Source organism: Macromonas nakdongensis (genome assembly GCF_002837145.1).
In the GTDB taxonomy this organism is placed as follows: Bacteria; Pseudomonadota; Gammaproteobacteria; order Burkholderiales; family Burkholderiaceae_C; genus Macromonas_B; species Macromonas_B nakdongensis.
Genome location: NZ_NWMV01000102.1, coordinates 1 through 20,374 on the forward strand (window position 1 = coordinate 1; position 20,374 = coordinate 20,374).

Sequence of the window (20,374 nt, forward strand, 5' to 3'; positions counted from 1 at the left end):
AAGGTGTTGCCGGGCGTCTGGTCGGCCACCTGGCTGCGCTGGGCCGACGCCGACACCCCCACGCTGGGAAGCCGACCGGCCGCCGTCACGTCGCGCTGGGCGCGGGCCTGCTGCAAGGCGGCCTGGGCGCTGCGCACCGTGGTGTTGGCGCGCAGTGCCTGGGTCACCCAGGCACTGAGCTGGGGGTCGTTGAACTGGGTCCACCAGTCCGCGGTGGCGGCATCGGCCTGGGCCGCGGTGCCCGCAGGCGCCAGGCTCCAGGCCTTGGGCACCGACACCCCGGCTGCGGGTGGCTCCGCCATCGGGCCGCCCCATGGGCTGGCGCAGGCAGTGAGACCGGCGGCCAGCAGCGCGGCGGCCAGAGGCCGCCACCCCAACACGTGGCGAGCAGGAAAAGAAAACGAAGGAGAACGCATGGGGCCCTTGTGGTGCAGTGCAGGTGTTTGGCCAGCTGCCAAAGGCATAGTGTGTCGCAAGCGCTTTTCGTTCCCGCGACACAGGGGTAAAGCTGCGGTAAAGCCCGTCCCTCAGCCCCCGTGCAACACCCCATCGGTCGCGGCCCCGGCCACCGACACCCGTTCCACCGCCCGGTCGTCGCCCAGCACGATATAGGCGAACAGCAACTCCTCCAGGTGCTGGGCCTGGGCCACGCGCCGGGCCAGCAAGGGCGTGGCCTGCGGGTTGAGCAGCAGCCAATCGGCCTCGCTGCCGGGCGCCAGGCTGCCCACCACGCCATCCAGGCCCATGGCCCGCGCCGCGCCGGCGGTGTGCTGCCACCACAGGTGGCTGGGCGCCAGGCTCTGGCCGGTTTTGGCGCTGCCCGAGCCGGTGACCGACGCGCGCCCCACATAGTAGGCCGCCAGCATGGTGTGGAAGGGGCTGAAGCTGGTGCCCCCGCCCACGTCGCTGGCCAGCCCGTAGCGGAAACCCACCCGGTCGGCGCTGGCGTGGTCGAAAAACCCGCTGCCCAGGAACAGGTTGCTGGTGGGGCTCACCGCGGCGGCCGCACCGGTGTCGCGCAGCAGGGCGCGGTCGGTGTCGTCCAGATGGATGCAGTGGGCGTACAGCGCGCGCTCGCGCAGCAGGCCGAAATCGGCGTATACGCCCAGGTAGCTGCGCGCCTGCGGGTACAACTCGCGCACCCAGCGCACCTCGTCCAGGTTTTCGGCCACGTGCGACTGCACCCACACGTCGGGGTGGCGCGCCGCCAGCTCGCCGGCCCCGCGCATCTGGGCGTCGGAGCAGCTGGGCGCAAAGCGCGGGGTGATGGCGTAGCCCAGCCGCCCCCGGCCGTGCCAGCGCCCGATCAGCGTTTCGGTGTCCACCAGGCTTTGCGCGGTCTGGTCGCGCACGCCGTCGGGGGAATGGCGGTCCTGCAACACCTTGCCCGCCACCAGGCGCAAGCCACGCGCCCAGGCCCGCTCCATGAGCGCGTCCACCGACCCCGGGTGCGAGGTGGCAAAGGTCAGGGCCGTGGTCACGCCCTGGCGCCGCAGTTCGTCGAGGAAAAATTCGGCCACCTCGCCGGCGTAGGCCGGGTCGGCGAAGCGCGACTCGTGCGGAAAGGTGTAGTGCTCCAGCCAGGGCAGGAGGCCCTCGGCGGGCGAACCGATCACGTCGGTCTGCGGGTAGTGGATGTGCAGATCCACGAACCCCGGAGCGATCAGGCGTCCGGGGTGGTGCTGCACCGGCACATCGGGGTATTGGGCACGCAACTCGCGGTAAGCCCCCACCGCCTGCACCCGTTGCACGCCCTGCGGGTCCGGGGCCAGCAGCAGCAGGCCATCGGCCTCGTAACAGGGGGCGGGGGCATCGGCACGGGGGTCGAACCAGAGGATGGCGGCGCGGTGGGCTTGCATGGGCGCGAGCTTAACGCCTGCCGGCGCAGGACCCATACGGCCCGGCGCATGGTGCTCATGCGCCCGTCCTCCGGGGGTGGGCCACAAACTGAAAAAGCCTCGCAACCGTGAGATTGCGAGGCTTTACAGATTTGGTGCGGCTGGCAGGATTCGAACCCACGACCCCTTGGTTCGTAGCCAAGTACTCTATCCAACTGAGCTACAGCCGCTTGCTGAAGCTAGAAGTGTAACACGATTTATATGCCTACTTCCAACTTAATTTCGATGATGTTTTAAGACATTGTGGCCTACTGGCATCACCGAAACAGCCTTGAATTGTAATCCGAAAAAATCGGATTTTTTGAAGACCCCCAAAAAATCACGCCATCGGATCTGAATCCAGGATTTGGTAGGGCGTGTTGGACTTGAACCAACGACCAAAGGATTATGAGTCCTCTGCTCTGACCAACTGAGCTAACGCCCCGAACCAAGCCGGGCAGTTTAGCAGAGCCCTGCCGCTCAGCCGTCGGGCAGGATGCGGCCTTTGCCGGCCCGTTTGGCCTGGTACATCCAGGCGTCGGCGGTCTTGACCAGGCCCTGGGGCGACTCGCCGCTGCCGGGCAAATACATGGCCACGCCGACGCTGGCCCCCACCTGCGCCAGCGCGCCCGACACCAGGACCGGGCGCTCCAGCTGCGCCAACAGCTTCTGCGCCACCTGGCGGGCCGCCGCCAAGCCCCCGTTGAGTTGCTCCAGCACCACGGTGAACTCGTCGCCGGCCAGGCGCACCACGCTGTCGCTCTGGCGCACCTGGGCGCGCAGGCGGGTCGCCACTTCGCGCAGCACGACATCGCCGGCGTCGTGGCCCAGGGTGTCGTTCACGGCTTTGAAGCCGTCCAGGTCGATGAACAGCAGCGCCAGTGGCTTGTCTTCGCGGTCGGCGCGGGCCAGCGCCTGGGGCAGCATTTCTTCCAGGGCGCGGCGGTTGAACAGACCCGTCAACGGGTCGATGCGGGCCTCGCGCAGGCGCCGCTCTTCCTCGCGCTTGCGCTCGGAAATGTCGTGCATGAAGGCGCTGAACAGGTGCTGCCCGTCCACCTCCAGCGCGCGGATGCGGAGTTCCAGCGTCAGCTCGCTGCCGTCCTGGCGCACGGCGGGCAGTTCCAGGCGCTGGTCCATCATTTTGGAGCGCCCGGTGCGCAGGTAGCGTTGCAGGCCGGCCAGGTGCGCCTCGCGCAGCGCGGGCGGCACGATCAACTGGGACAGCGGCTGGCCGATGGCCTGGGCCGCGGACCAGCCAAAAATCGCGCTGGCCTGCAGATTCCAGGCGGTGACGCGGCCGTCCTCGTCCATGCCCACGTAGGCGTCGTTGGCGTGCTCCAGCACCGCGGCCAGTTCGGCCTCGCGGCGGCGCAGGTCGCGCGCCGACAGGGTCTGCTGCTCCACCGCCGCCTGCAGTTGCGCGTTGGCCCGCTGCAACTCCTGGGTGCGCTGGGCCACCCGCACCTCCAGGTCCTGCATGGCCGCGGCCAGCGCGGCCTCGGCGCATTTGCGGGCCCCAATGTCCTTGACGATGACGACGTAGTACTCCAACTGCCCGGCAGCGTTGAACTTCTGGGTCACGTTCTGCTGCACCCACACCGGCTCGCCGTCGGGCCGCAGGTAGCGTTTTTCCAGTTGGTAGTGGTCGGCCTCGCGCCGTTGCAACGCCTCCAGCAGGGGTTCTTCCTGTGCCACGTCGTCGGGGTGGGTCAGGGCACGCAGGGTGGCCTGGCGCACCGCATCGGCGCTGCGGCCCAGCATCTGGCACAAGGCGCCGTTGGCGCTGATCCAGCCGCCGTCCGGCGCCACCAGGGCGATGCCGACGGCGGCCAGCTCGAACATGCTGCGGTAACGGGCCTCGCTGGCCAGCAGCACCGCCTGGGAACGGTCCAGCTGGTCGCGGGCCAGCGCCAGGGTTTCGCGCAGCTGCACCTCCTTGCTGACCAGGTCGGCCAGGTCCTGCAGAGCCTGGATGTCGTCGGGGCCGGGGCGGCGCGGCTTGTCGTCGATGGCGCACAAGGTGCCCAGCGCCACCCCGCCGCTGGTGCGGATGGGCACGCCCGCGTAAAAGCGGATGCCGGGCGCATCGGTCACCAAGGGGTTGTCCAGAAAACGCGGGTCCTGGGTCGCGTCGCCCACCACCAGCGGCGCGGTCTGCAAAATGGCGTGGGCACAGAAGGCCTGGTCGCGCGGGGTTTCGGTCGCGTCCAGCCCCACGCGCGACTTGAACCACTGCCGGTCCCGGTCAATCAGCGAGACCAGGGCGATCGGCACGTTCAGCAAGCGCGCCGCGAGCCGGGTGATGCGGTCCAGGGCGGGTTCGGGCGGGGAATCCAGCAGCGCCAACGCGTGCAGCAGCGCCAGGCGCTCGGCTTCGTCGGGCGGCAGCGGAGCAGCGCTCACTTGTTCTGGCTCAGGGCGTTGCTCACCAGTTTGGCGGTGATGTCGACGATCTGGATCATCCGGTCGTAGGGCATGCGCTGCGGCCCGATCACGCCCAGCGTGCCCACCACCTGGCCATCCACTTCATAAGGTGCGCTGACCACCGACAGTTCTTCGTAGGGCACGACCTGGCTTTCGCCGCCGATGAAGATGCGCACGCCCTCGGCCTGGTGCGACACCTCCAGCAGGCGCATGAGCTGGGTCTTCTGCTCGAACAGGTCGAACATCTTGCGCAGGTGGCCCATGTCGTGGGTGAAGTCGCTCACCGACAGCAGGTTGCGCTCGCCCGACACCACCACGTCGTCCTGGGCGGCCATGGCCTCGGAGCCGGCCTCCACCGCCTTGACCATGAGCGCCGCGATTTCGCCGCGCAGCGCATCGACCTCGGTTTTCAGGCGCTCGCGCACCGCGTCAATGGTCAGGCCCGCGTAGTGGGCGTTGAGGAAATTGGCCGCCTCCTGCAACTGCGTCTGGGTAAAGTCCGACTGGGTGTGGATGACGCGGTTCTGCACCTCGCCGTCGGGTGAGACCAGAATGACCAGCACCCGCCGGTCGGACAGGCTGAGGAATTCGATGTGCCGAAACACCGACGAGCGCTTGGGTGCCATGACCACGCCGACGAACTGCGACAGGCTCGACAACATGTGCGCCGCCTGGTTGATGACCTGCAGCGGCCGGTCGGCGACCAGGCTGCTGGGCGTGGCCAGCTGGTCGCGGCGCACGGTGAGCATGGTGTCCACGAACAGGCGGTAACCGCGCGCGGTGGGGATGCGCCCGGCCGAGGTGTGGGGGCTGGCGATCAGGCCCAGCTCCTCCAGGTCGCTCATCACGTTGCGGATGGTGGCGGGCGACAGGTCCAGCCCGGCCGCGCGCGACAGGGTGCGCGAACCGACGGGTTGACCGTCGGCGATGTATCGCTCGACCAAGGTCTTCAAAAGCAGCTTGGAGCGGTCGTCTAACATTGGCCCATTGTAAAAAGCTTGTGCTGTAATTTGAGCATGAATTTGCCCCCCGCGCCGCCCCCGTCCGCCCCCGCCCGCCCGGGCAGCAGCCGCTTCCGCCACGTGGCCATCGTGGGCAAATACCACGCCGTGGGGTCGCGCGACGCGCTGGAACGCATCGCCCACTTTCTGCACGACCAGGGCTGCGAGGTGGCCATCGAGCACGACACCGCGCACAACACCGGCCTGACGCACTACCACGTGCTCGACGTGGCCGGCATCGGCCGCGAATGCGACTTGGCGCTGGTCATGGGCGGCGACGGCACCATGCTCGGCATCGCGCGGCAACTGGCGCGCCACAAGGTGCCGCTGGTGGGCATCAACCAGGGGCGGCTGGGTTTCATCACCGACATCCCCTTCCTCGACTTTGAAACCCACCTGCAACCCATTTTGCGCGGCCAGTACGAGGAAGACCGGCGCGCGCTGATGCAGGCCGGCGTGCTGCGCGACGGCCGCTACGTGTTCGAGACCATCGCCATGAACGACGTGGTGGTCAACCGCGGCGTCTCGCCCGGCATGGTGGAACTGCGGGTGGAGGTGGACGGCCACTTTGTGGCCAACCAGCGCGCCGACGGGCTGATCATCGCCTCGCCCACCGGCTCCACCGCCTACGCGCTGTCGGCCGGCGGGCCGCTGCTGCACCCGGCCATCGACGGCTGGATCATGGCGCCGATCGCGCCGCACACCCTGTCCAACCGCCCCATCGTGCTGCCGGCCACCGGCGAAATCGCGGTGGAAATCGTCGCCGGCCGCGACGCCAGCGCCCACTTCGACATGCAGACCTTCACCAGCCTGCTGCACGGCGACCGCATCACCGTGCGCCGCTCGGTGCACGAGTTGTGTCTGCTGCACCCGGTCGGCTGGAGCTATTTCGACACATTGCGCAAGAAACTGCACTGGAACGAAGGGGTGGTGACATGAGCTGGCAGCGCATGGTGTTGCGCGATTTCGTCATCGTGCGCGCACTCGACCTGGACCTGCGCCCGGGCTTCACCGTGCTGACCGGCGAAACCGGGGCCGGCAAATCCATCCTGATCGATGCGCTGCAACTGGTGCTGGGTGCCCGCGCCGACGCCGGCGTGGTGCGCGAAGGCGCGGCGCGGTGCGAGATCAGCGCCGAGTTCGAGCCGCGCCCGGCGGTCCTGGCCTGGCTGCAGGACAACGGCTTTGCCGCCGACCCCGGTGAGCCGCTGCTGCTCAAGCGCAGCATCGACACCCAGGGCCGCAGCCGCGCCTGGATCAACGGGGGTCCGGCCACCGCCGGTCAGCTCAAGGCGCTGGCCGACGCGCTGGTGGACATCCACGGCCAACACGCCTGGCAAAGCCTGACCCGGCCCGACGCGGTGCGCGAGCTGCTGGACCGCTACGCCCAGCTCGACACCCGCCCACTGGCGGCACTGTGGAACGCCTGGCGCCAGGCCCTGCGCACCCTGGAGCAGGCGCGCCAGCAACAGGCCACCCTGCAAACCGAGCGCGAACGGCTGCAGTGGCAGATCGGTGAGCTGGACAAGCTCGCGCCCCAGCCCGGCGAGTGGGACGAACTCAACCTGCAGCACGGCCGCCTGGCCCACGCCCAGGGCCTGATCGACGCCGCGCAAGCCGCCCTGCACGCCCTGGACGACGCCGAGCCCAGCGCCAGCACCCTGGTGCACCGCGCGTTGCAGGCGCTGCAGGAGCAGCAGCACATCGAGCCCCGCTACGCCGAACTGGCCGACGCGCTGCAAGCCGCGCTGGCCCAGATCGAAGACGCCTGCCACGACCTGCAACACCACGCCAGCCAGACCGAGCTGGACCCGGCCGCCCTGGAAGCGCTGGACCAGCGCCTGGGGCTGTGGGTATCGCTGGCCCGGCGGCACCGCTGCGCGCCCGACGAGCTGCCGCAGCGGCTGGCCCAATGGCAACAAGCCCTGGCCGAACTCGACCGTCACACCGACCTGGACGCCCTGCAACAGGACGAACGCCGCGCCCACCAGGCGCTGGTCAAGGCCGCGCACACCGTCACCCGGCAGCGCCAGGCCGCGGCGCAGCGGCTGTCGGCTGCCATCACCGAGGCCATGCAAGGCCTGGGCATGGCCGGCGGGCGCTTCGAAGCGCGGCTGCTGCCGCTGGACGAGCCCCAGGCGCACGGCCTGGAAAACGTCGAATTCCTGGTGGCCGGCCACCCGGGCAGCACCCCTCGCCCGGTGGGCAAGGTCGCCTCCGGCGGCGAACTGTCGCGCATCGCACTGGCCATTTCGGTCACCACCAGCCAACTCGGCGCGGCCCCTACCCTGATTTTTGACGAGGTGGACAGCGGCATCGGCGGCGCGGTGGCGCACACCGTGGGCCGGCTCATGCGCCAGCTCGGCCAGGACCGCCAGGTGTTGGCCGTGACCCACCTGCCCCAGGTGGCCGCCTGCGCCGACCAGCACCTGCGCGTGAGCAAAACCCAGGGCGCCGAAGGCACCGCGAGCGCGGTCCAACCCATCGACCACGACGAGCGGGTGCGCGAACTCGCCCGCATGCTGGGCGGCGACAAGCTCTCCGACACCTCGCTGGCCCATGCGCGCGAGATGATGCAGCCATGACCGCGCCGGCCATGCAGCTCGTGCTCATCACCGGCATGTCGGGTTCGGGCAAGTCGGTGGCGCTGCACGCGCTGGAAGACTCCGGTTTTTACTGCGTGGACAACCTGCCGCCCGAGCTGCTGGAAGCCCTGATCGAGGTGGAACAGGCCCACGGCGCCGAACGCGTGGCCGTGGCCATGGACGTGCGCAGCGCCAAGTCCCTGCCCGATCTGCCGCAACGGCTGCGCCAGATTCAGGCGCGCGGCCAGCCGCTGACCACGCTGTTTCTGGACACCACCACCGAAACCCTGGTGAGGCGCTTTTCCGAAACGCGGCGCCTGCACCCCCTGTCGCTGAAAGACACGCTGGACCAGCGCCGCGCGCTGGTGGACGCGATCGAGCAGGAGCGCGAGTTGCTCAGCGCGCTGCGCGAGCAAGCGCTGGTGCTGGACACCAGCCAGCTCAAGGCCTCGCACCTGCGCAGCGAGGTCAAGGCCCTGCTGCACCGCGCCCCGGCCACGCTGACGCTGGTGTTCGAGTCGTTCGCGTTCAAGCGTGGCATCCCGATGGACGCCGACTTCGTCTTCGACGTGCGCATGCTGCCCAACCCGCACTACGAGCCCGAACTGCGCCCGCTGACCGGCCAGGACGCGCCGGTGGCCGCCTACCTGCGGGCCGAAGCCGAGGTGCAGGCCATGGAAGAGCACATCAGCGGTTTTCTGGAGCACTGGCTGCCGCGCATGGTGGCCGACCACCGCAGCTACGCCACTGTGGCGGTGGGCTGCACCGGCGGGCAACACCGCTCGGTCTACCTGGTGGAACAATTGGCGCGGCGCTTTGCCCCCCACTGGCCGGTGCAACACCGCCACCGCGAGCTGGACGCCCTCAAGCACCAGGGCAGCTGAACCCTCAGGCCGCCCAGCGTGCCAGCAGCCACGTGCGCAGGGGCGCGGGCAAACCCAGGTCCAATGCTTCCGGCCCCTTCACCCAACGCGTGGGCAGCACCCCGGCCAGCGGTGGCTCGCCCACGCCGCGCCAGGGCACTTCCACTGGGTACAGCAGCAGCTCGCGGTGGGTCAGGCTGTGGCGCAGCACAGGGTGTTCAACGACACGCTCTGGCGCGGTCTGCGCGGCCGCCAGCAGTTCGTCCCGCCCGGCCAACACCGGAAAGGCAAACAGACCCGACCAGATACCTGTCTGCGGTCGTTGCTGCAACCAGACCGCACCGTCGGGCCGGCGCCACACCAGCAGCCACCAGGCCTCGGTGCGGCGCAGCAGCTTGCGGGTCTTGACCGGAAACGCGGTCGGTCGGCCCTGCGCCCGCGCGGCACACAAGGTCTGCGCGGGGCAGAGCAGGCATTGCGGTTGGCTGCGGGTGCAGACCGTGGCGCCCAGGTCCATCAGCCCCTGGGTGTAGCGCGCCATCTCGGCCGGCTCTGGCTGGTCCGGCACCAGCGCCTGGGCCAACGCCCACAGGGCTTTTTCCTGGGCGGCCACGGCCAGGTCACCGTCGAACGCCAGCAAACGCGTCAGCACGCGCTTGACATTGCCGTCGAGGATGGACACCGGCTCACCGAAACAGAAGGAGGCGATGGCCGCGGCGGTGGAACGGCCGATGCCGCTGAGGGTCTGCAAATCGGCCGACCGCGGCGGGAAAGCGCCACCCCACTCGGCCACCACCTGCTGGGCGCAGCGGTGCAGGTGGCGCGCCCGGCTGTAATAGCCCAGGCCGCTCCACAGGGCCAGCACATCGTCCAGGGGCGCGGCGGCCAGGCTGGCCACGTCCGGAAAACGCGCCAGGAAGCGCGGGTAATAGGCCAGCACGGTGCTCACCTGGGTCTGCTGCAGCATGATTTCGGACAACCACACCCGGTAGGGGTCGCGCGTGCCCTGCCACGGCAAACCGTGGCGTCCGTGCTGCGCCTGCCAGCGCACCAGTTGCGGGAAGAAGCCCGCCCGCACCGCCTCAGGAGGCATCGGCAACGCCGTCTGCAGCGGCCCCTGCTGCGACACTGGGGGCACCGGGCCAGTCTGACGATGCACCCAGCGGCACCGCCTGAGCGGCAGCGGCCTCGGGGACCTGCGCCGTCAGCGCCAGGAAGGCGTCGCGCTCGCCCTCCAGCTGCTGCAGGCGCTGCTGCAATTCGCCCAGGCGCTCGTCCAAACCGCCGGCGGCCTGCTGGATGCGGTGCACCGCCTCGATGCGTCGGGCGAAGTTCTTGCGCCGCTCGCGCAACTGGCTGTCGAGTTGCGCCGCCGCCGATTTGTTCCACAGCTCCACCTCGTTCGAGGCGGACTCATACACCGTTTTCAGACGCGACACCACCGCCTTGGCCAGGCGGTCGGCAAATTCCGGCTGGGCCAGGCGGAACACGTTCGTCAAACCCAGGTACTGTAGGTGGTTGCGCTCGATCAGGTCCAGCTCGTCGGCAAAACGCTCCAGGTACATGCGGTCGGGCAACTGCAGCGCAAAACCGAACTCGGCGTTCAGTTCGCGGAAGGTGCCCCCGAGCATGTCCTGCACCTCCTGGGCCTTCTGTTGCGCCAGGCGCAGGCCCGTGCGCAAGCGGTCGAAGGCCTCGGTGTAGACGCGCTTGACCCCGAGCTTGATGCCGGGCTGCTTGAGCGCGGCGGCGAACTGCGCCATCTCGGCCTTGAGGTGGTTGCTGCCCAGCAGGGCAAACACCTCTTTCAGCAGCTTGAGGTGCACCGAGCGCACCGCCTGGATGCGGGCGCCGCTGCTGTCGAACTCCGCCTGCTCCTGCTCAATCCGCAGGCGCATCTGGCGGATCACCGTGCCGTTCTTGCCGCGCAGGGCTTCGAGTTCCTGCACCTGCTCGACCAGCTCACGGGTGCGGGCGTGCAGTTGCTGCCCCACCTCGGCACGCAGGGTCTGCAGCGAAGCGACCACGCCCGCTTCCAGAATGGCGCGGCGCTGGCCCAGCACGTCTTCGGCCAGCGCGGTCTCCAGGTCGGACAAACGGCTTTCGCGCAGCAAGGCGGCGTCGTTGCGCACCTTGGCCAGCAAGCCCTTTTGGGCCGACACCGCGATCACCTGCTGCGGCTGCAGCCCCAACACCTGGGCCGAATCCTCGCGCTGGCGCTGGATCTGCGCCTCGATGTAGGCGGGTGTGCTCAGTTCGTCCCAGAGCGTGTCGATTTTGTTGAGCACCACCAGCCGCGAATCGTGCCGCTCGGCGACCGGTGCCAGGTGTTCGCGCCACATCGCCAGGTCGGACTTGCTCACCCCCGCGTCCGCCGCCAGGATGAACACCACCGCGTGCGCCTGCGGCAACAGGCTCACCGTCAGCTCCGGCTCGGCACCGATGGCGTTCAAGCCCGGCGTGTCCAGAATGACCAGGCCCTGCTTGAGCAGCGGGTGCGCCATGTTGATGAGCGCATGGCGCCAGCGCGGCACTTCCAGCAAGCCGTCGGGACCTGGGAGCGGGTTGTCCTCGGGCGCGTCGTCGTGCCAGAACCCCAGGGCGCGGGCCTCGTCCTGGCTCACGTGGCGCACCTCGGCCACCTTTTCGATGGCGCGGGCCAGCTGCTGCGGGTCGTTCACATCCAGGTCGATGCGTTCCCACTGGTCGGGGGCGCTGCGCCACTCAAGCAGCGACTGCGGCTGCAGCCGCGTTTCGATGGGCAGCAGCCGCAGGCAGGGCGGCACTTCGGCGTCGTAACCCAGTTCGGTCGGGCACATGGTGGTGCGCCCGGCGCTGGCCGGCATGATGCGGCGGCCGTAACCGGCGAAAAACACCGCGTTGATCAGCTCCGACTTGCCGCGCGAAAACTCGGCCACGAAAGCCACCATGACCTTGTCGCTGCGCAACTGCTCGCGCAGGCGATCGAGCCGCTCGCGCACGCCGGCGTCCAGCAGGTCGCGGGCCAGCAGCCATTCGGCCAGGGCGGCCAGCTTCGCTTCATGCGCCTGGCGCCACGCGCTGTGCTCGTCGAATTCCTGGTTGAATGACATGGAAAGGTCCGCGGATGCACCGCCATGGGTCTGGATCGGGCCAATATAGCGCATCGACACCGCCGCGGGCATGCCCAGCCCTCAAGGCCGCTGGCACACCGAGCAGTAAAACGTGGAACGCTGCCCCTGGCGCAGTTGCCGCACCGGGCTGGCACAGACGCGGCAAGGCTGCCCAGCGCGGTCGTAGACCATAGTTTCGAGCTGGAAGTAACCGGTTTGCCCTTGGGCGTTGGAGAAATCCTTCAAGGTGCTGCCCCCCACCTCCAGCGCCCGGGACAGCACCGTGCGGATGGCGGCGTGCAGCCGCGCCACCCGGGGCCGGCTCAAGCGCTGGGCCACCACGGTGGGCCGTATGCCCGCCAGAAACAGCGCCTCCGACGCGTAGATGTTGCCCACCCCCACCACCAGCTGCCCGGCCAACAAGACCTGCTTGATCGGGGCCTGGCGCTGGCGCAAGGCCTGGTAGAACGCCTCGGCGTCGAACGCTTCCGTCAGCGGCTCCACCCCCAGGTGCCCCAAGAGCTTGCGGGCCACCGGGTCGGCCTCGTCCCGGACATGCACCACCGCCCCGAAACGGCGCGGGTCGTGCAGGCGCAGCACCCCGCGGTCGGTGCGCAACTCAAAATGGTCGTGCGGCCCGGCCGCGGGCAGGTCCAGCGCGAACTGCAAACTGCCCGACATGCCCAAGTGCAACAACAACAGGCCCTCGTTCAGGTCCAGCAACAGGTATTTGCCACGGCGCCGCACCCCCCGCACCGTGCGCCCGGCCAGGGCCGCCGGGTCCACGCCCAACGGCCAGCGCAGCGGTTTGCCCAGCCACGCCCCCAGCACCCGCGCCCCGGCAATCCGGTCGGCGAAACTGCGGCGGGTGACTTCAACTTCAGGCAATTCGGGCATACACAAACTCACGGTGGGGGCACGGGCCATCCATTATCATGAAGGCATGTCCCGGGCCCCCTTCACGACCCTGATGGCCGCTGCCATCGCCTGCACCCTGACCACACCGTTCGCGGCCTGGGCGCAAACCGACACCCCACCCCGCCCAGCCCCACCGACAGTCGATACGCCCACCTCATCCGACCTGGACGCGGAACTGTTCTACCAATTGTTGCTGGGCGAACTGCAGCTGCGCGAGAACGACCCCGGCGCCGCCTTCTCCCTGCTGCACGACGCCGCCCAGCGCACCCAGCGGCCCGAGCTGTACCGCCGCGCGGTGGAAATTGCCCTGCAAAGCCGGGCCGGCAACGCCGCCCTGAGCGCGGTCCGCGACTGGGTCCGCGCCCACCCCGACCAGGAAGAGCCCCACCGCTACGAACTGCAGATCCTGCTCGCCCTGAACCGCCCGGCCGACATCGGCACGCCCCTGCGCCACCTCATCCGCCTGGCCCCGGCTGATCGCCGCAACGACGTGATCGCCGCCATCCCGCAAACCGTGGCCCGCACCGAAGACAAGAGCGCCACCCTCAAAGCCCTGCAGGAAGCCCTGAAACCGGCCCTGGCCGACCCCCACACCGCCGCCGCGGCCTGGGTCACCCTGGGGCGCCTGCAACTGGCCAACGGCGCCCCCGGCGAAGCCTTGCGCTCGGCCCAACAGGCCCTGGCGCGCCAACCGCATTCCCCCACCGGCGCGGCCCTGGCGCTGGAGCTGGTCGAGCGCGAACAGCCCGGGGCCCACGCCGCCTTCCAGGCCTTTCTGCAAACCCCACCCGAAGCCTCCGGCCGCGCCCGGCTGCCCCTCCACCTGACCTTCGTGCGCCTGCTGCTCGACCAGCGCCGTTGGGCCGACGCCACGCAGGAACTCGACCGCCTCCGGCGCAGCACCCCGCCACCGCCCGAGGTCTGGTTACTCCAGGGCCTGCTGGACGGGCTGCAGCACCGCCCCCAGGCGGCCGAAGCGGCCTTGCAGCGCTACCTGGAACTGGCTCAGGCCCAGCCCGCCGAAGACAACCGCCCAGGCCGCACCCAGGCCCTGCTGCAACTCGCGCAGATGGCCGAACAGCGGCAGGACTACGCCGCCGCCAACGCCTGGCTGGACCAGATCGACCCGGGCGATGACATCTTGGCCGTGCAACTGCGCCGTGCCACCGTGCTCGCCCGGCAAGGCCAGCTCGACCGCGCGCGCGCGCTGCTGCGCCACCCCCCGGCGCGCAACGACGCGGAACTGCGGCGCCAGTGGCTGGCCGAAGCGCAACTGCTACGCGACGTGGGCCAGCCGACCCTGGCCTACGCGGTCTACACCGAAGCCGCCGCCCGCTTTCCCGACGACGCCGACCTCGCCTACGAGCGGGCCATGGCCGCCGAAAAAACCGGCCGGCACGACGAGATGGAGGCACAGTTGCGCGCCCTGATCGCGCGCCAGCCCGATTTCCACCACGCCTACAATGCCCTGGGCTACGCCCTGGCCGACCGCAACGAACGCCTGCCTGAAGCCAAGGCCCTGATCCAGAAAGCCTTGGCAGCGGCCCCCAACGACCCCTTCATCCTCGACAGCCTGGGCTGGGTCGAATTCCGCCTGGGCCACCACGCCGAGGCCCTGCGCGTCCTGCGCGACGCCTACCAACGCCGCCCCGACGCCGAAATTGCCGCCCACCTGGGCGAAGTCCACTGGGCGGCCGGACAACACGAAGCCGCCCTGGCCATCTGGCGCGAGGGTTTGCGGCTCAACCCCGACAACCCCACCCTGCGCCAGACCCTGCAACGCCTGCAGGTCACCCCATGACCCCGGCGCCTCGCACGCACCGGGCCTGGGCCACCCGGCGCACCCTGGTGTGCTGGGCCGCGGCCATCCTCAGCGGCTGTGCCCTGCCCCCCAAGCCCACCGCCCCCGCGGGCGAGAACGCCTGGTCCGGTCGCCTGGCCCTGCACATCCTGAGCGAGCCGGCGCAGCACCTAAGCGCAGGCTTCGAACTGAGCGGATCGGCCGAACAGGGCGAACTGCGCCTCCTGTCCCCCCTGGGCCAGACCGTCGCGGCCGCACGCTGGTCACCGCAAGGCGCCTGGCTCGAGCGCGGTGACGAACGGCGCGCCTACGCCGACACCCAAGCCTTGACCACCGAACTCACCGGCACCCCCCTGCCCTTGTCGCCCCTGTTCGCCTGGCTGCGCGGCCAGCCCGCCCCGGTCGCCGGCTGGGAAGTCGACCTGAGCCAACACGCCGACGGCCGGCTGCGCGCCCAGCGGCTGCATCCGGCGCCCACCGTGCAACTGCGCCTGGTGTTCCAGTGATGGCCACGCCCATGAAGCGCCTGCTGGACGTGCCAGCACCCGCCAAACTCAACCTGTTTCTGCACGTCGTCGGTCAGCGGCCCGACGGCTACCACCTCCTGCAATCGGTGTTCATGCTCATCGACTGGGCCGACACCCTGCACTTCGAATGCCGCCGCGACGGCCAGATCAGCCGCGAGGACCTCAACGGCGACGCCCTGCCCCTGCCCGAACACGACCTGGTGGTGCGTGCCGCCCGCGCCCTGCAGCAGGCCAGCGGCAGCCCCCTCGGTATGGCGGTGGCCCTGGACAAGCGCATTCCCATGGAGGCCGGACTCGGCGGCGGCTCCAGCGACGCGGCCAGCACCCTGCTGGCCCTGAACCGGCTGTGGGGGCTGCACTGGCCGCTGGAACGGCTGCTGCCCCTGGGCATGGCACTGGGGGCCGACGTGCCTTTTTTCCTGGGCGGGCACCATGCCTGGGTCGAAGGCATTGGCGAACAACTCCAGCCCATTCCCTTGCCCAGCGGCGACTTTCTGGTGCTCAAACCGCCCACCGGCGTGCCCACCCCGAAGATTTTTCAGAGCCCCGATTTGAAACGCGACGAAAAACGCGCTAAAATCGAAGACTTCGTTGCAAACGATGCGAAACAAATCTTCGGATGGGGTCGCAACAACCTGCAACCTGTGGCCAGCCACTGGTGCCCGGACATTGAAACCGGACTGCAGTGGCTGAACATCCAAGGCCTCAATGGCCGGATGACAGGTTCAGGCAGCGCGATCTTCGCGCCGGTGCAGCAGACCGTCGACCTGTCGACCCTGCCCACCGGATGGATCGCAAAAATTTGCAAGAATTTGCCTGAGCATCCTTTGATTGGGTGGCGTTAACGGTTAGAATACCGGACGTTGCTCAAACGAGATGAGCAAGCACTGCATACGGTGCGCTGCGTCAGCAGCGAACCAGTGTAGGGGAGTCGCCAAGTTGGTTAAGGCACCGGATTTTGATTCCGGCATGCGAGGGTTCGAGTCCTTCCTCCCCTGCCAAATGAATTTCATTCAGCAAGACATACAGCGGCCTTCGGGCCGCAACTTGTTTGTACCAGCCAGAAACGAAGCGGGTGTCGCCATGCAAACATCTACCTCCGCGCAAGCGCCGGACTTCATGATCTTCACCGGCAACGCCAATCCGGTTCTGGCCGCCGACATCGCCCAGCACCTGGGCATGTCGCTCGGCGGCGCCGACGTGGGCCGCTTCTCCGACGGCGAAGTCACGGTCGAGATCACCGAAAACGTGCGCGCCCGCGACGTTTTCATCATCCAGTCCACCTGCGCGCCGACCAATGAGAACCTGATGGAACTCATCATCATGGTCGATGCCTTGAAGCGCGCCTCCGCCGCCCGCATTTCGGCCGTGATCCCCTATTTCGGTTACGCCCGCCAGGACCGCCGCCCGCGCTCCACCCGGGTGCCGATTTCGGCCCGTGTGGTCGCCAACATGCTCGAAGCCGTCGGCGTCAACCGCGTGCTGACCATGGACCTGCACGCCGACCAGATCCAGGGCTTCTTCAACATCCCGGTGGACAACATCTACGCGTCCCCGGTGCTGCTGGGCGATCTGCGCGCCAAGAACTACCCCGACCTGCTGGTCGTGTCGCCCGACGTGGGTGGCGTGGTGCGCGCCCGTGCCCTGGCCAAACAGCTCGGTTGCGACATGGCCATCATCGACAAGCGCCGCCCCAAGGCCAACGTGTCCGAAGTGATGCACGTGATCGGTGACATCGAAGGCCGCAACTGCGTGATCATGGACGACATGATCGACACCGCAGGCACCCTGGTCAAAGCCGCTGAAGTACTCAAGGAGCGTGGCGCCAAGAGCGTGTACGCCTACTGCACCCACCCGATTTTCTCCGGCCCCGCCATCGACCGCATCGCCAAGGGCGACGCGCTCGACGAAGTGGTCGTGACCAACACCATTCCCTTGAGTCAGGCCGCCCAGGCCTGCGCCAAGATCCGCCAGCTCTCCGTGGCGCCGCTGATGGCCGAAACCATCTCGCGCATCGCCAACGGTGAGTCGGTCATGAGTTTGTTCGCGGAATAAGCCCCGCGGCAATGAGCCGGCGCCCCCAGGGGTGCCTTTTATAGACAGGGGCCTTCTGGTCGCGGAAAGCCCCCATTGGAGTTAGACCATGCAATTCACCGCTTTTGAGCGCGCCAAGCAGGGCACGGGTGCGAGCCGCCGCCTGCGCAACACCGGCCGCACCCCCGGCATCGTTTTCGGTGGCAACACCGATCCCGCCACCATCGAACTCGACCACAACGCGCTGTACCACGCGCTGCAGAAAGAGTCGTTCCACGCCTCCGTCCTCGACATGGAGCTGAACGGCCAGGTCGAAAAGGTGCTGCTGCGCGCCGTGCAATACCACCCCTTCAAGCCGCTGGTCCTGCACGTGGACTTCCAGCGCGTGGACGAGAAGACCCGCCTGCACAAGAAAGTGCCGCTGCACTTCGTGGGCGCTGAGAACTCGCCGGCCGTGAAGAACGACAAGTGCGTCGTGAACCACGTCGTCACCGACATCGAAATCGAGTGCCTGGCCATCCAACTGCCCGAGTTCATCGCCGTGGACCTGAGCGCCGCCACCACCGGCCAGTCCATCCACGCCAACGACCTGCAACTGCCGGCCGGCGTGAAGCTGGTGACCCACGGCAAGCCGAACCCCACCATCGCCACCATCGTGGCCCCGGTGGAAGAAGTGATTGCCGCCCCCGTGGCCACCACCGACGACAAGAAAAAGAAGAAAAAGTGATGCTTCGCGCAGCCGGCCCAGCCCGTTTGTCGGGCCTGGCCGGTGCGTCCCAAGGCCCGCTCTGCGGGCCTTTTTCATGGGCACAGCCCCAACACCCCCAGCCCTGGGCGACACAATGGGCACTGCATCCCCGAAAGCACACGCATGATCAAACTGCTGGTGGGCCTGGGCAACCCCGGGCCCGAGTACGAAGACACCCGACACAACGCCGGCTTCTGGTGGGTCGATGCCATCGCGCGCGAGCTGAAAACCCAGTTGCAGCCCGAACGGGGCTACTTTGGCAACGTGGCCCGCACCACCGTCGGCGGTCGGCCGCTGTGGCTGCTGGAGCCCATGACCTACATGAACCGCTCGGGGCAAGCGGTGGCGGCACTGGCGCGGTTTTTCAAGATTGCGCCGGATGAGATTCTGGTGGCCCACGACGAACTCGACCTGCCCCCGGGCGAGCTGAAGCTGAAAAAAGGCGGCGGCCACGCCGGCCACAATGGTCTGCGCGACATCCACGCGCAACTGGGCAGCAGCGACTACTGGCGGCTGCGCATCGGCATTGGCCACCCGGGCGACAAATCGGAAGTGGCCAACTGGGTGCTGAAAAAGCCCGCACCAGACCAGCGCGAAGCCCTGTCACGGGCCCTCGAACGCGCCGTCCGCGCCCTGCCCGATCTGCTGGAAGACCGCATGGACAAGGCCACAGCCTTGCTGCACACCAGCAAACCACCCCGGCCGAAGCCGCCCAAACCCAGCGAGGCGAACAACTGAACGCCCCTGCCCCGCCCGAGCGGGGCAGGTACCACGCAAAGACGCCCCAGGGCCGATGCTGGGATCAGCGGGGGCCGCGACGCGGCGCGGGCGCGGGGCTGCCCGCACGGGTTTCGATGTGACGGAAGGTGATGCGACCCTTGGTCAGGTCGTAGGGCGACAACTCCAGCGACACCTTGTCGCCCGCCAGGATGCGGATGTGGTGCTTGCGCATCTTGCCACCGGAATAGGCGATCAGGGTGTGACCGTTGTCCAGCGTCACGCGGAAGCGGGAATCGGGCAACACCTCGTCGACCTTGCCTTGCATTTCAATGAGATCTTCTTTGGCCATCTGGAACTCCTGAGAGGGTTGTATAGGGGCGTGCGACAGCGGCACGATCGGCCATCCCCAGCCATCAAGCGGTGCACACTTGGGCTCGCCACAGAAGGAGGTCAACCAGGAGGGCCGGGCACCGGCGCCATGGGTAGGCCGGTCGGTCTGGCGCACAGACCCCGAGCCCATCGAACTGCTGTTGCGCCGAGGCAAGCCTTCGGCGTCAAGCCTACGATTGTACTGCGACGGCCTCGGCCCTGCAGGCGTTTTTTACGGGTTCGCGGGCTTCAGCCGGCCTGGCCTTGCAGGCGCCGGTACTTCTGCCAGAGACTTTCCTGACCCTCGACGTGCGCGGGATTCACCGGGATGCACTCCACCGGGCACACCTGGACGCACTGCGGCTCGTCGAAATGCCCCACGCATTCGGTGCAACGGGCCGGGTCGATGACGTAGAACTCCGGCCCCATGGAGATGGCCTGGTTCGGGCATTCGGGCTCGCAGACGTCGCAGTTGATGCATTCGTCGGTGATCATCAGGGCCATGGCGTGTCCTCGTTCAACGCAGCACCGCGCCGGCGGCGAGTTGCGCGGCCACCCCCGGGCTGACCATCTGCGACACGTCGCCACCGAGCTTGGAGATTTCACGCACCAGCGTACTGGAAATGCATTGAAGTTGCGCCTGGGGCAACAAAAACACCGTTTCCACCGTGGGCAAGAGCTTGCGGTTCATGGCGGCCATCTGCGCCTCGTAATCGAAGTCGGCCACGTTGCGGATACCACGCACCACGGCACAGGCGTGGTGCTGGCGGCAGAAGTCCATCATCAAGCCCTCGAAGGGCAGCACCCGCACCTGGGGACAATCGCGCAGGCTGTCGGCCACCAGGGCCATGCGCAGGTCCAGGCCGAACTGGGTTTTCTTGTGGTGGGCCACCGCCACCGCCACGATCAGTTCGTCGAACAGGCCGGCGGCACGGCGGATCACGTCTTCGTGACCCAGGGTGATGGGGTCGAAGGTGCCGCTGTAGACGGCGGTGCGCGGCGTGGAGGTGCTGGAACTCATGGCGGGGGATTATCGCCGTTGGCCATGGTCAGAGGCGCGGCACGGGTCAACAGGTGGTAATGCACCGTGCCGGCTTTGCCGTGCCGGTGGCAGCGCAGCCCCAGGACCTGGAGTTCTTCGTCGCTCCAGGCCCGCGGAGCCTCCAGGTAGACCCAGCCCTGGGCGTTGAGCAAGGGCAAGGCCGCCGCCAGTGCCTGGCGAAACAGGGTTTCGTTGCCACCGCTGGCCACGTCACCAAACGGTGGGTCGAGGAACACAATGTCCCAAACGCCCGGCGGCGCGCTGCGCAGGCCGGCCAGGGCGTCGCCAGTCTGCACCCGCACCTGGGTGGCGCGCAGGCGCTCGGCGTGGCCCCGGAGGCTGGCCGCCAGCCCCGCGTCCAACTCCAGCA

At 68.4% G+C, this 20,374-nt stretch carries 20 protein-coding genes and 3 tRNA genes; 10 read left to right on the top strand and 13 right to left on the bottom strand.

What is annotated here, in order from left to right; genetic code table 11:
• From CON77_RS12710 to hrcA, 6 genes are all read right to left on the bottom strand, one after another.
• A partial coding sequence (locus CON77_RS12710; protein ID WP_198552367.1) for a TolC family protein occupies positions 1 to 302 on the bottom strand: 302 nt, incomplete at its 3' end.
• Positions 303 to 527: 225 nt separating this feature from the next.
• Entirely contained in the window at positions 528 to 1,859 is a 1,332-nt protein-coding gene (gene guaD / locus CON77_RS12715; protein ID WP_101049698.1) for a guanine deaminase, read from the bottom strand.
• Between the two features lie 132 nt (positions 1,860 to 1,991).
• Positions 1,992 to 2,068, bottom strand: a tRNA-Arg gene (locus tag CON77_RS12720).
• A 177-nt stretch (positions 2,069 to 2,245) separates the two neighbouring features.
• Positions 2,246 to 2,322, bottom strand: a tRNA-Ile gene (locus CON77_RS12725).
• Between the two features lie 35 nt (positions 2,323 to 2,357).
• A complete protein-coding gene (locus tag CON77_RS12730) occupies positions 2,358 to 4,283 on the bottom strand; it encodes a sensor domain-containing diguanylate cyclase (protein WP_101049700.1) in 1,926 nt (641 codons plus the stop codon).
• Positions 4,280 to 5,284 (bottom strand): heat-inducible transcriptional repressor HrcA, encoded by a 1,005-nt coding sequence (gene hrcA, locus CON77_RS12735; RefSeq protein ID WP_101049702.1) that lies wholly within the window; start codon positions 5,282 to 5,284, stop codon positions 4,280 to 4,282. The genes CON77_RS12730 and hrcA overlap by 4 nt, the downstream gene beginning before the upstream one ends.
• A 36-nt stretch (positions 5,285 to 5,320) precedes the next feature.
• Here hrcA and CON77_RS12740 point away from each other — a divergent pair, with 36 nt between their 5' ends.
• The 3 genes from CON77_RS12740 to rapZ are packed head-to-tail and all read left to right on the top strand — an operon-like array spanning position 5,321 to position 8,774.
• Complete coding sequence (locus CON77_RS12740; RefSeq protein WP_101049704.1) at positions 5,321 to 6,244, top strand: NAD kinase; 924 nt, start codon at positions 5,321 to 5,323, stop codon at positions 6,242 to 6,244.
• Positions 6,241 to 7,890 carry a DNA repair protein RecN gene (gene recN / locus CON77_RS12745; protein WP_101049707.1) on the top strand — a complete coding sequence of 550 codons (1,650 nt, stop codon included), beginning with the start codon at positions 6,241 to 6,243 and terminating at the stop codon, positions 7,888 to 7,890. The genes CON77_RS12740 and recN overlap by 4 nt, the downstream gene beginning before the upstream one ends.
• Positions 7,887 to 8,774: an RNase adapter RapZ gene (gene rapZ / locus CON77_RS12750; protein ID WP_101049709.1), complete on the top strand. Its 888-nt coding sequence runs from the start codon at positions 7,887 to 7,889 to the stop codon at positions 8,772 to 8,774. The genes recN and rapZ overlap by 4 nt, the downstream gene beginning before the upstream one ends.
• Before the next feature lie 4 nt (positions 8,775 to 8,778).
• Here rapZ and mutY read toward each other — a convergent pair whose 3' ends face one another.
• The 3 genes from mutY to mutM form a co-directional block, all read right to left on the bottom strand.
• Positions 8,779 to 9,846 carry an A/G-specific adenine glycosylase gene (gene mutY / locus CON77_RS12755; RefSeq protein WP_101049711.1) on the bottom strand — a complete coding sequence of 356 codons (1,068 nt, stop codon included), beginning with the start codon at positions 9,844 to 9,846 and terminating at the stop codon, positions 8,779 to 8,781.
• On the bottom strand, positions 9,836 to 11,845 hold the full coding sequence (locus CON77_RS12760; protein WP_101049713.1) for a dynamin family protein: 2,010 nt from the start codon (positions 11,843 to 11,845) through the stop codon (positions 9,836 to 9,838). Before CON77_RS12760 ends, mutY begins: the two co-directional genes overlap by 11 nt.
• Positions 11,846 to 11,926: 81 nt before the next feature.
• Positions 11,927 to 12,742, bottom strand: a complete 816-nt coding sequence (gene mutM / locus CON77_RS12765; RefSeq protein ID WP_101049715.1) for a bifunctional DNA-formamidopyrimidine glycosylase/DNA-(apurinic or apyrimidinic site) lyase — start codon at positions 12,740 to 12,742, stop codon at positions 11,927 to 11,929.
• 46 nt (positions 12,743 to 12,788) lie between these two features.
• Here mutM and CON77_RS12770 point away from each other — a divergent pair, with 46 nt between their 5' ends.
• The 7 genes from CON77_RS12770 (at position 12,789) to pth (ending at position 18,611) form a co-directional block, all read left to right on the top strand.
• On the top strand, positions 12,789 to 14,564 hold the full coding sequence (locus CON77_RS12770) for a tetratricopeptide repeat protein (RefSeq protein WP_101049717.1): 1,776 nt from the start codon (positions 12,789 to 12,791) through the stop codon (positions 14,562 to 14,564).
• The gene (locus CON77_RS12775) at positions 14,561 to 15,070 is read left to right on the top strand and encodes a lipoprotein insertase outer membrane protein LolB (protein ID WP_101049719.1); all 510 of its coding nucleotides are present in this window, start codon (positions 14,561 to 14,563) and stop codon (positions 15,068 to 15,070) included. Before CON77_RS12770 ends, CON77_RS12775 begins: the two co-directional genes overlap by 4 nt.
• An 11-nt stretch (positions 15,071 to 15,081) precedes the next feature.
• Positions 15,082 to 15,936, top strand: a complete 855-nt coding sequence (gene ispE, locus CON77_RS12780; protein ID WP_101049735.1) for a 4-(cytidine 5'-diphospho)-2-C-methyl-D-erythritol kinase — start codon at positions 15,082 to 15,084, stop codon at positions 15,934 to 15,936.
• Positions 15,937 to 16,015: 79 nt separating this feature from the next.
• Positions 16,016 to 16,092: transfer RNA gene (locus CON77_RS12785), tRNA-Gln, on the top strand.
• Positions 16,093 to 16,174: 82 nt separating this feature from the next.
• Entirely contained in the window at positions 16,175 to 17,146 is a 972-nt protein-coding gene (locus CON77_RS12790) for a ribose-phosphate pyrophosphokinase (RefSeq protein WP_101049721.1), read from the top strand.
• An 88-nt stretch (positions 17,147 to 17,234) separates the two neighbouring features.
• Positions 17,235 to 17,852: a 50S ribosomal protein L25/general stress protein Ctc gene (locus tag CON77_RS12795; RefSeq protein ID WP_101049723.1), complete on the top strand. Its 618-nt coding sequence runs from the start codon at positions 17,235 to 17,237 to the stop codon at positions 17,850 to 17,852.
• 144 nt (positions 17,853 to 17,996) lie between these two features.
• Positions 17,997 to 18,611: an aminoacyl-tRNA hydrolase gene (pth, locus tag CON77_RS12800; protein WP_101049725.1), complete on the top strand. Its 615-nt coding sequence runs from the start codon at positions 17,997 to 17,999 to the stop codon at positions 18,609 to 18,611.
• 64 nt (positions 18,612 to 18,675) lie between these two features.
• Here the strand turns inward: pth and infA are convergent, their stop codons facing one another.
• From infA to CON77_RS12820, 4 genes are all read right to left on the bottom strand, one after another.
• Positions 18,676 to 18,942, bottom strand: a complete 267-nt coding sequence (gene infA, locus CON77_RS12805; protein ID WP_101049727.1) for a translation initiation factor IF-1 — start codon at positions 18,940 to 18,942, stop codon at positions 18,676 to 18,678.
• 269 nt (positions 18,943 to 19,211) lie between these two features.
• Complete coding sequence (locus tag CON77_RS12810) at positions 19,212 to 19,466, bottom strand: YfhL family 4Fe-4S dicluster ferredoxin (RefSeq protein WP_101049729.1); 255 nt, start codon at positions 19,464 to 19,466, stop codon at positions 19,212 to 19,214.
• 13 nt (positions 19,467 to 19,479) lie between these two features.
• Entirely contained in the window at positions 19,480 to 19,983 is a 504-nt protein-coding gene (coaD, locus tag CON77_RS12815) for a pantetheine-phosphate adenylyltransferase (protein ID WP_101049731.1), read from the bottom strand.
• Positions 19,980 to 20,374: RsmD family RNA methyltransferase (locus CON77_RS12820; RefSeq protein ID WP_198552368.1), on the bottom strand; the 395-nt coding region annotated here is incomplete at its 5' end. The genes CON77_RS12820 and coaD, both read right to left, overlap by 4 nt.

What these genes read in the sequence shown, in the direction of transcription:
- CON77_RS12760 (WP_101049713.1), bottom strand. Translation starts at nt 11,845, where the DNA reads ATGTCATTCAACCAGGAATTCGACGAGCACAGCGCGTGGCGCCAGGCG.
- CON77_RS12775 (WP_101049719.1), top strand. Translation starts at nt 14,561, where the DNA reads ATGACCCCGGCGCCTCGCACGCACCGGGCCTGGGCCACCCGGCGCACC.
- recN (WP_101049707.1), top strand. Translation starts at nt 6,241, where the DNA reads ATGAGCTGGCAGCGCATGGTGTTGCGCGATTTCGTCATCGTGCGCGCA.
- mutY (WP_101049711.1), bottom strand. Translation starts at nt 9,846, where the DNA reads ATGCCTCCTGAGGCGGTGCGGGCGGGCTTCTTCCCGCAACTGGTGCGC.
- rapZ (WP_101049709.1), top strand. Translation starts at nt 7,887, where the DNA reads ATGACCGCGCCGGCCATGCAGCTCGTGCTCATCACCGGCATGTCGGGT.
- CON77_RS12810 (WP_101049729.1), bottom strand. Translation starts at nt 19,466, where the DNA reads ATGGCCCTGATGATCACCGACGAATGCATCAACTGCGACGTCTGCGAG.
- CON77_RS12740 (WP_101049704.1), top strand. Translation starts at nt 5,321, where the DNA reads ATGAATTTGCCCCCCGCGCCGCCCCCGTCCGCCCCCGCCCGCCCGGGC.
- hrcA (WP_101049702.1), bottom strand. Translation starts at nt 5,284, where the DNA reads ATGTTAGACGACCGCTCCAAGCTGCTTTTGAAGACCTTGGTCGAGCGA.
- CON77_RS12770 (WP_101049717.1), top strand. Translation starts at nt 12,789, where the DNA reads ATGTCCCGGGCCCCCTTCACGACCCTGATGGCCGCTGCCATCGCCTGC.
- ispE (WP_101049735.1), top strand. Translation starts at nt 15,082, where the DNA reads ATGAAGCGCCTGCTGGACGTGCCAGCACCCGCCAAACTCAACCTGTTT.
- mutM (WP_101049715.1), bottom strand. Translation starts at nt 12,742, where the DNA reads ATGCCCGAATTGCCTGAAGTTGAAGTCACCCGCCGCAGTTTCGCCGAC.
- CON77_RS12795 (WP_101049723.1), top strand. Translation starts at nt 17,235, where the DNA reads ATGCAATTCACCGCTTTTGAGCGCGCCAAGCAGGGCACGGGTGCGAGC.
- CON77_RS12790 (WP_101049721.1), top strand. Translation starts at nt 16,175, where the DNA reads ATGCAAACATCTACCTCCGCGCAAGCGCCGGACTTCATGATCTTCACC.
- guaD (WP_101049698.1), bottom strand. Translation starts at nt 1,859, where the DNA reads ATGCAAGCCCACCGCGCCGCCATCCTCTGGTTCGACCCCCGTGCCGAT.
- pth (WP_101049725.1), top strand. Translation starts at nt 17,997, where the DNA reads ATGATCAAACTGCTGGTGGGCCTGGGCAACCCCGGGCCCGAGTACGAA.
- infA (WP_101049727.1), bottom strand. Translation starts at nt 18,942, where the DNA reads ATGGCCAAAGAAGATCTCATTGAAATGCAAGGCAAGGTCGACGAGGTG.
- coaD (WP_101049731.1), bottom strand. Translation starts at nt 19,983, where the DNA reads ATGAGTTCCAGCACCTCCACGCCGCGCACCGCCGTCTACAGCGGCACC.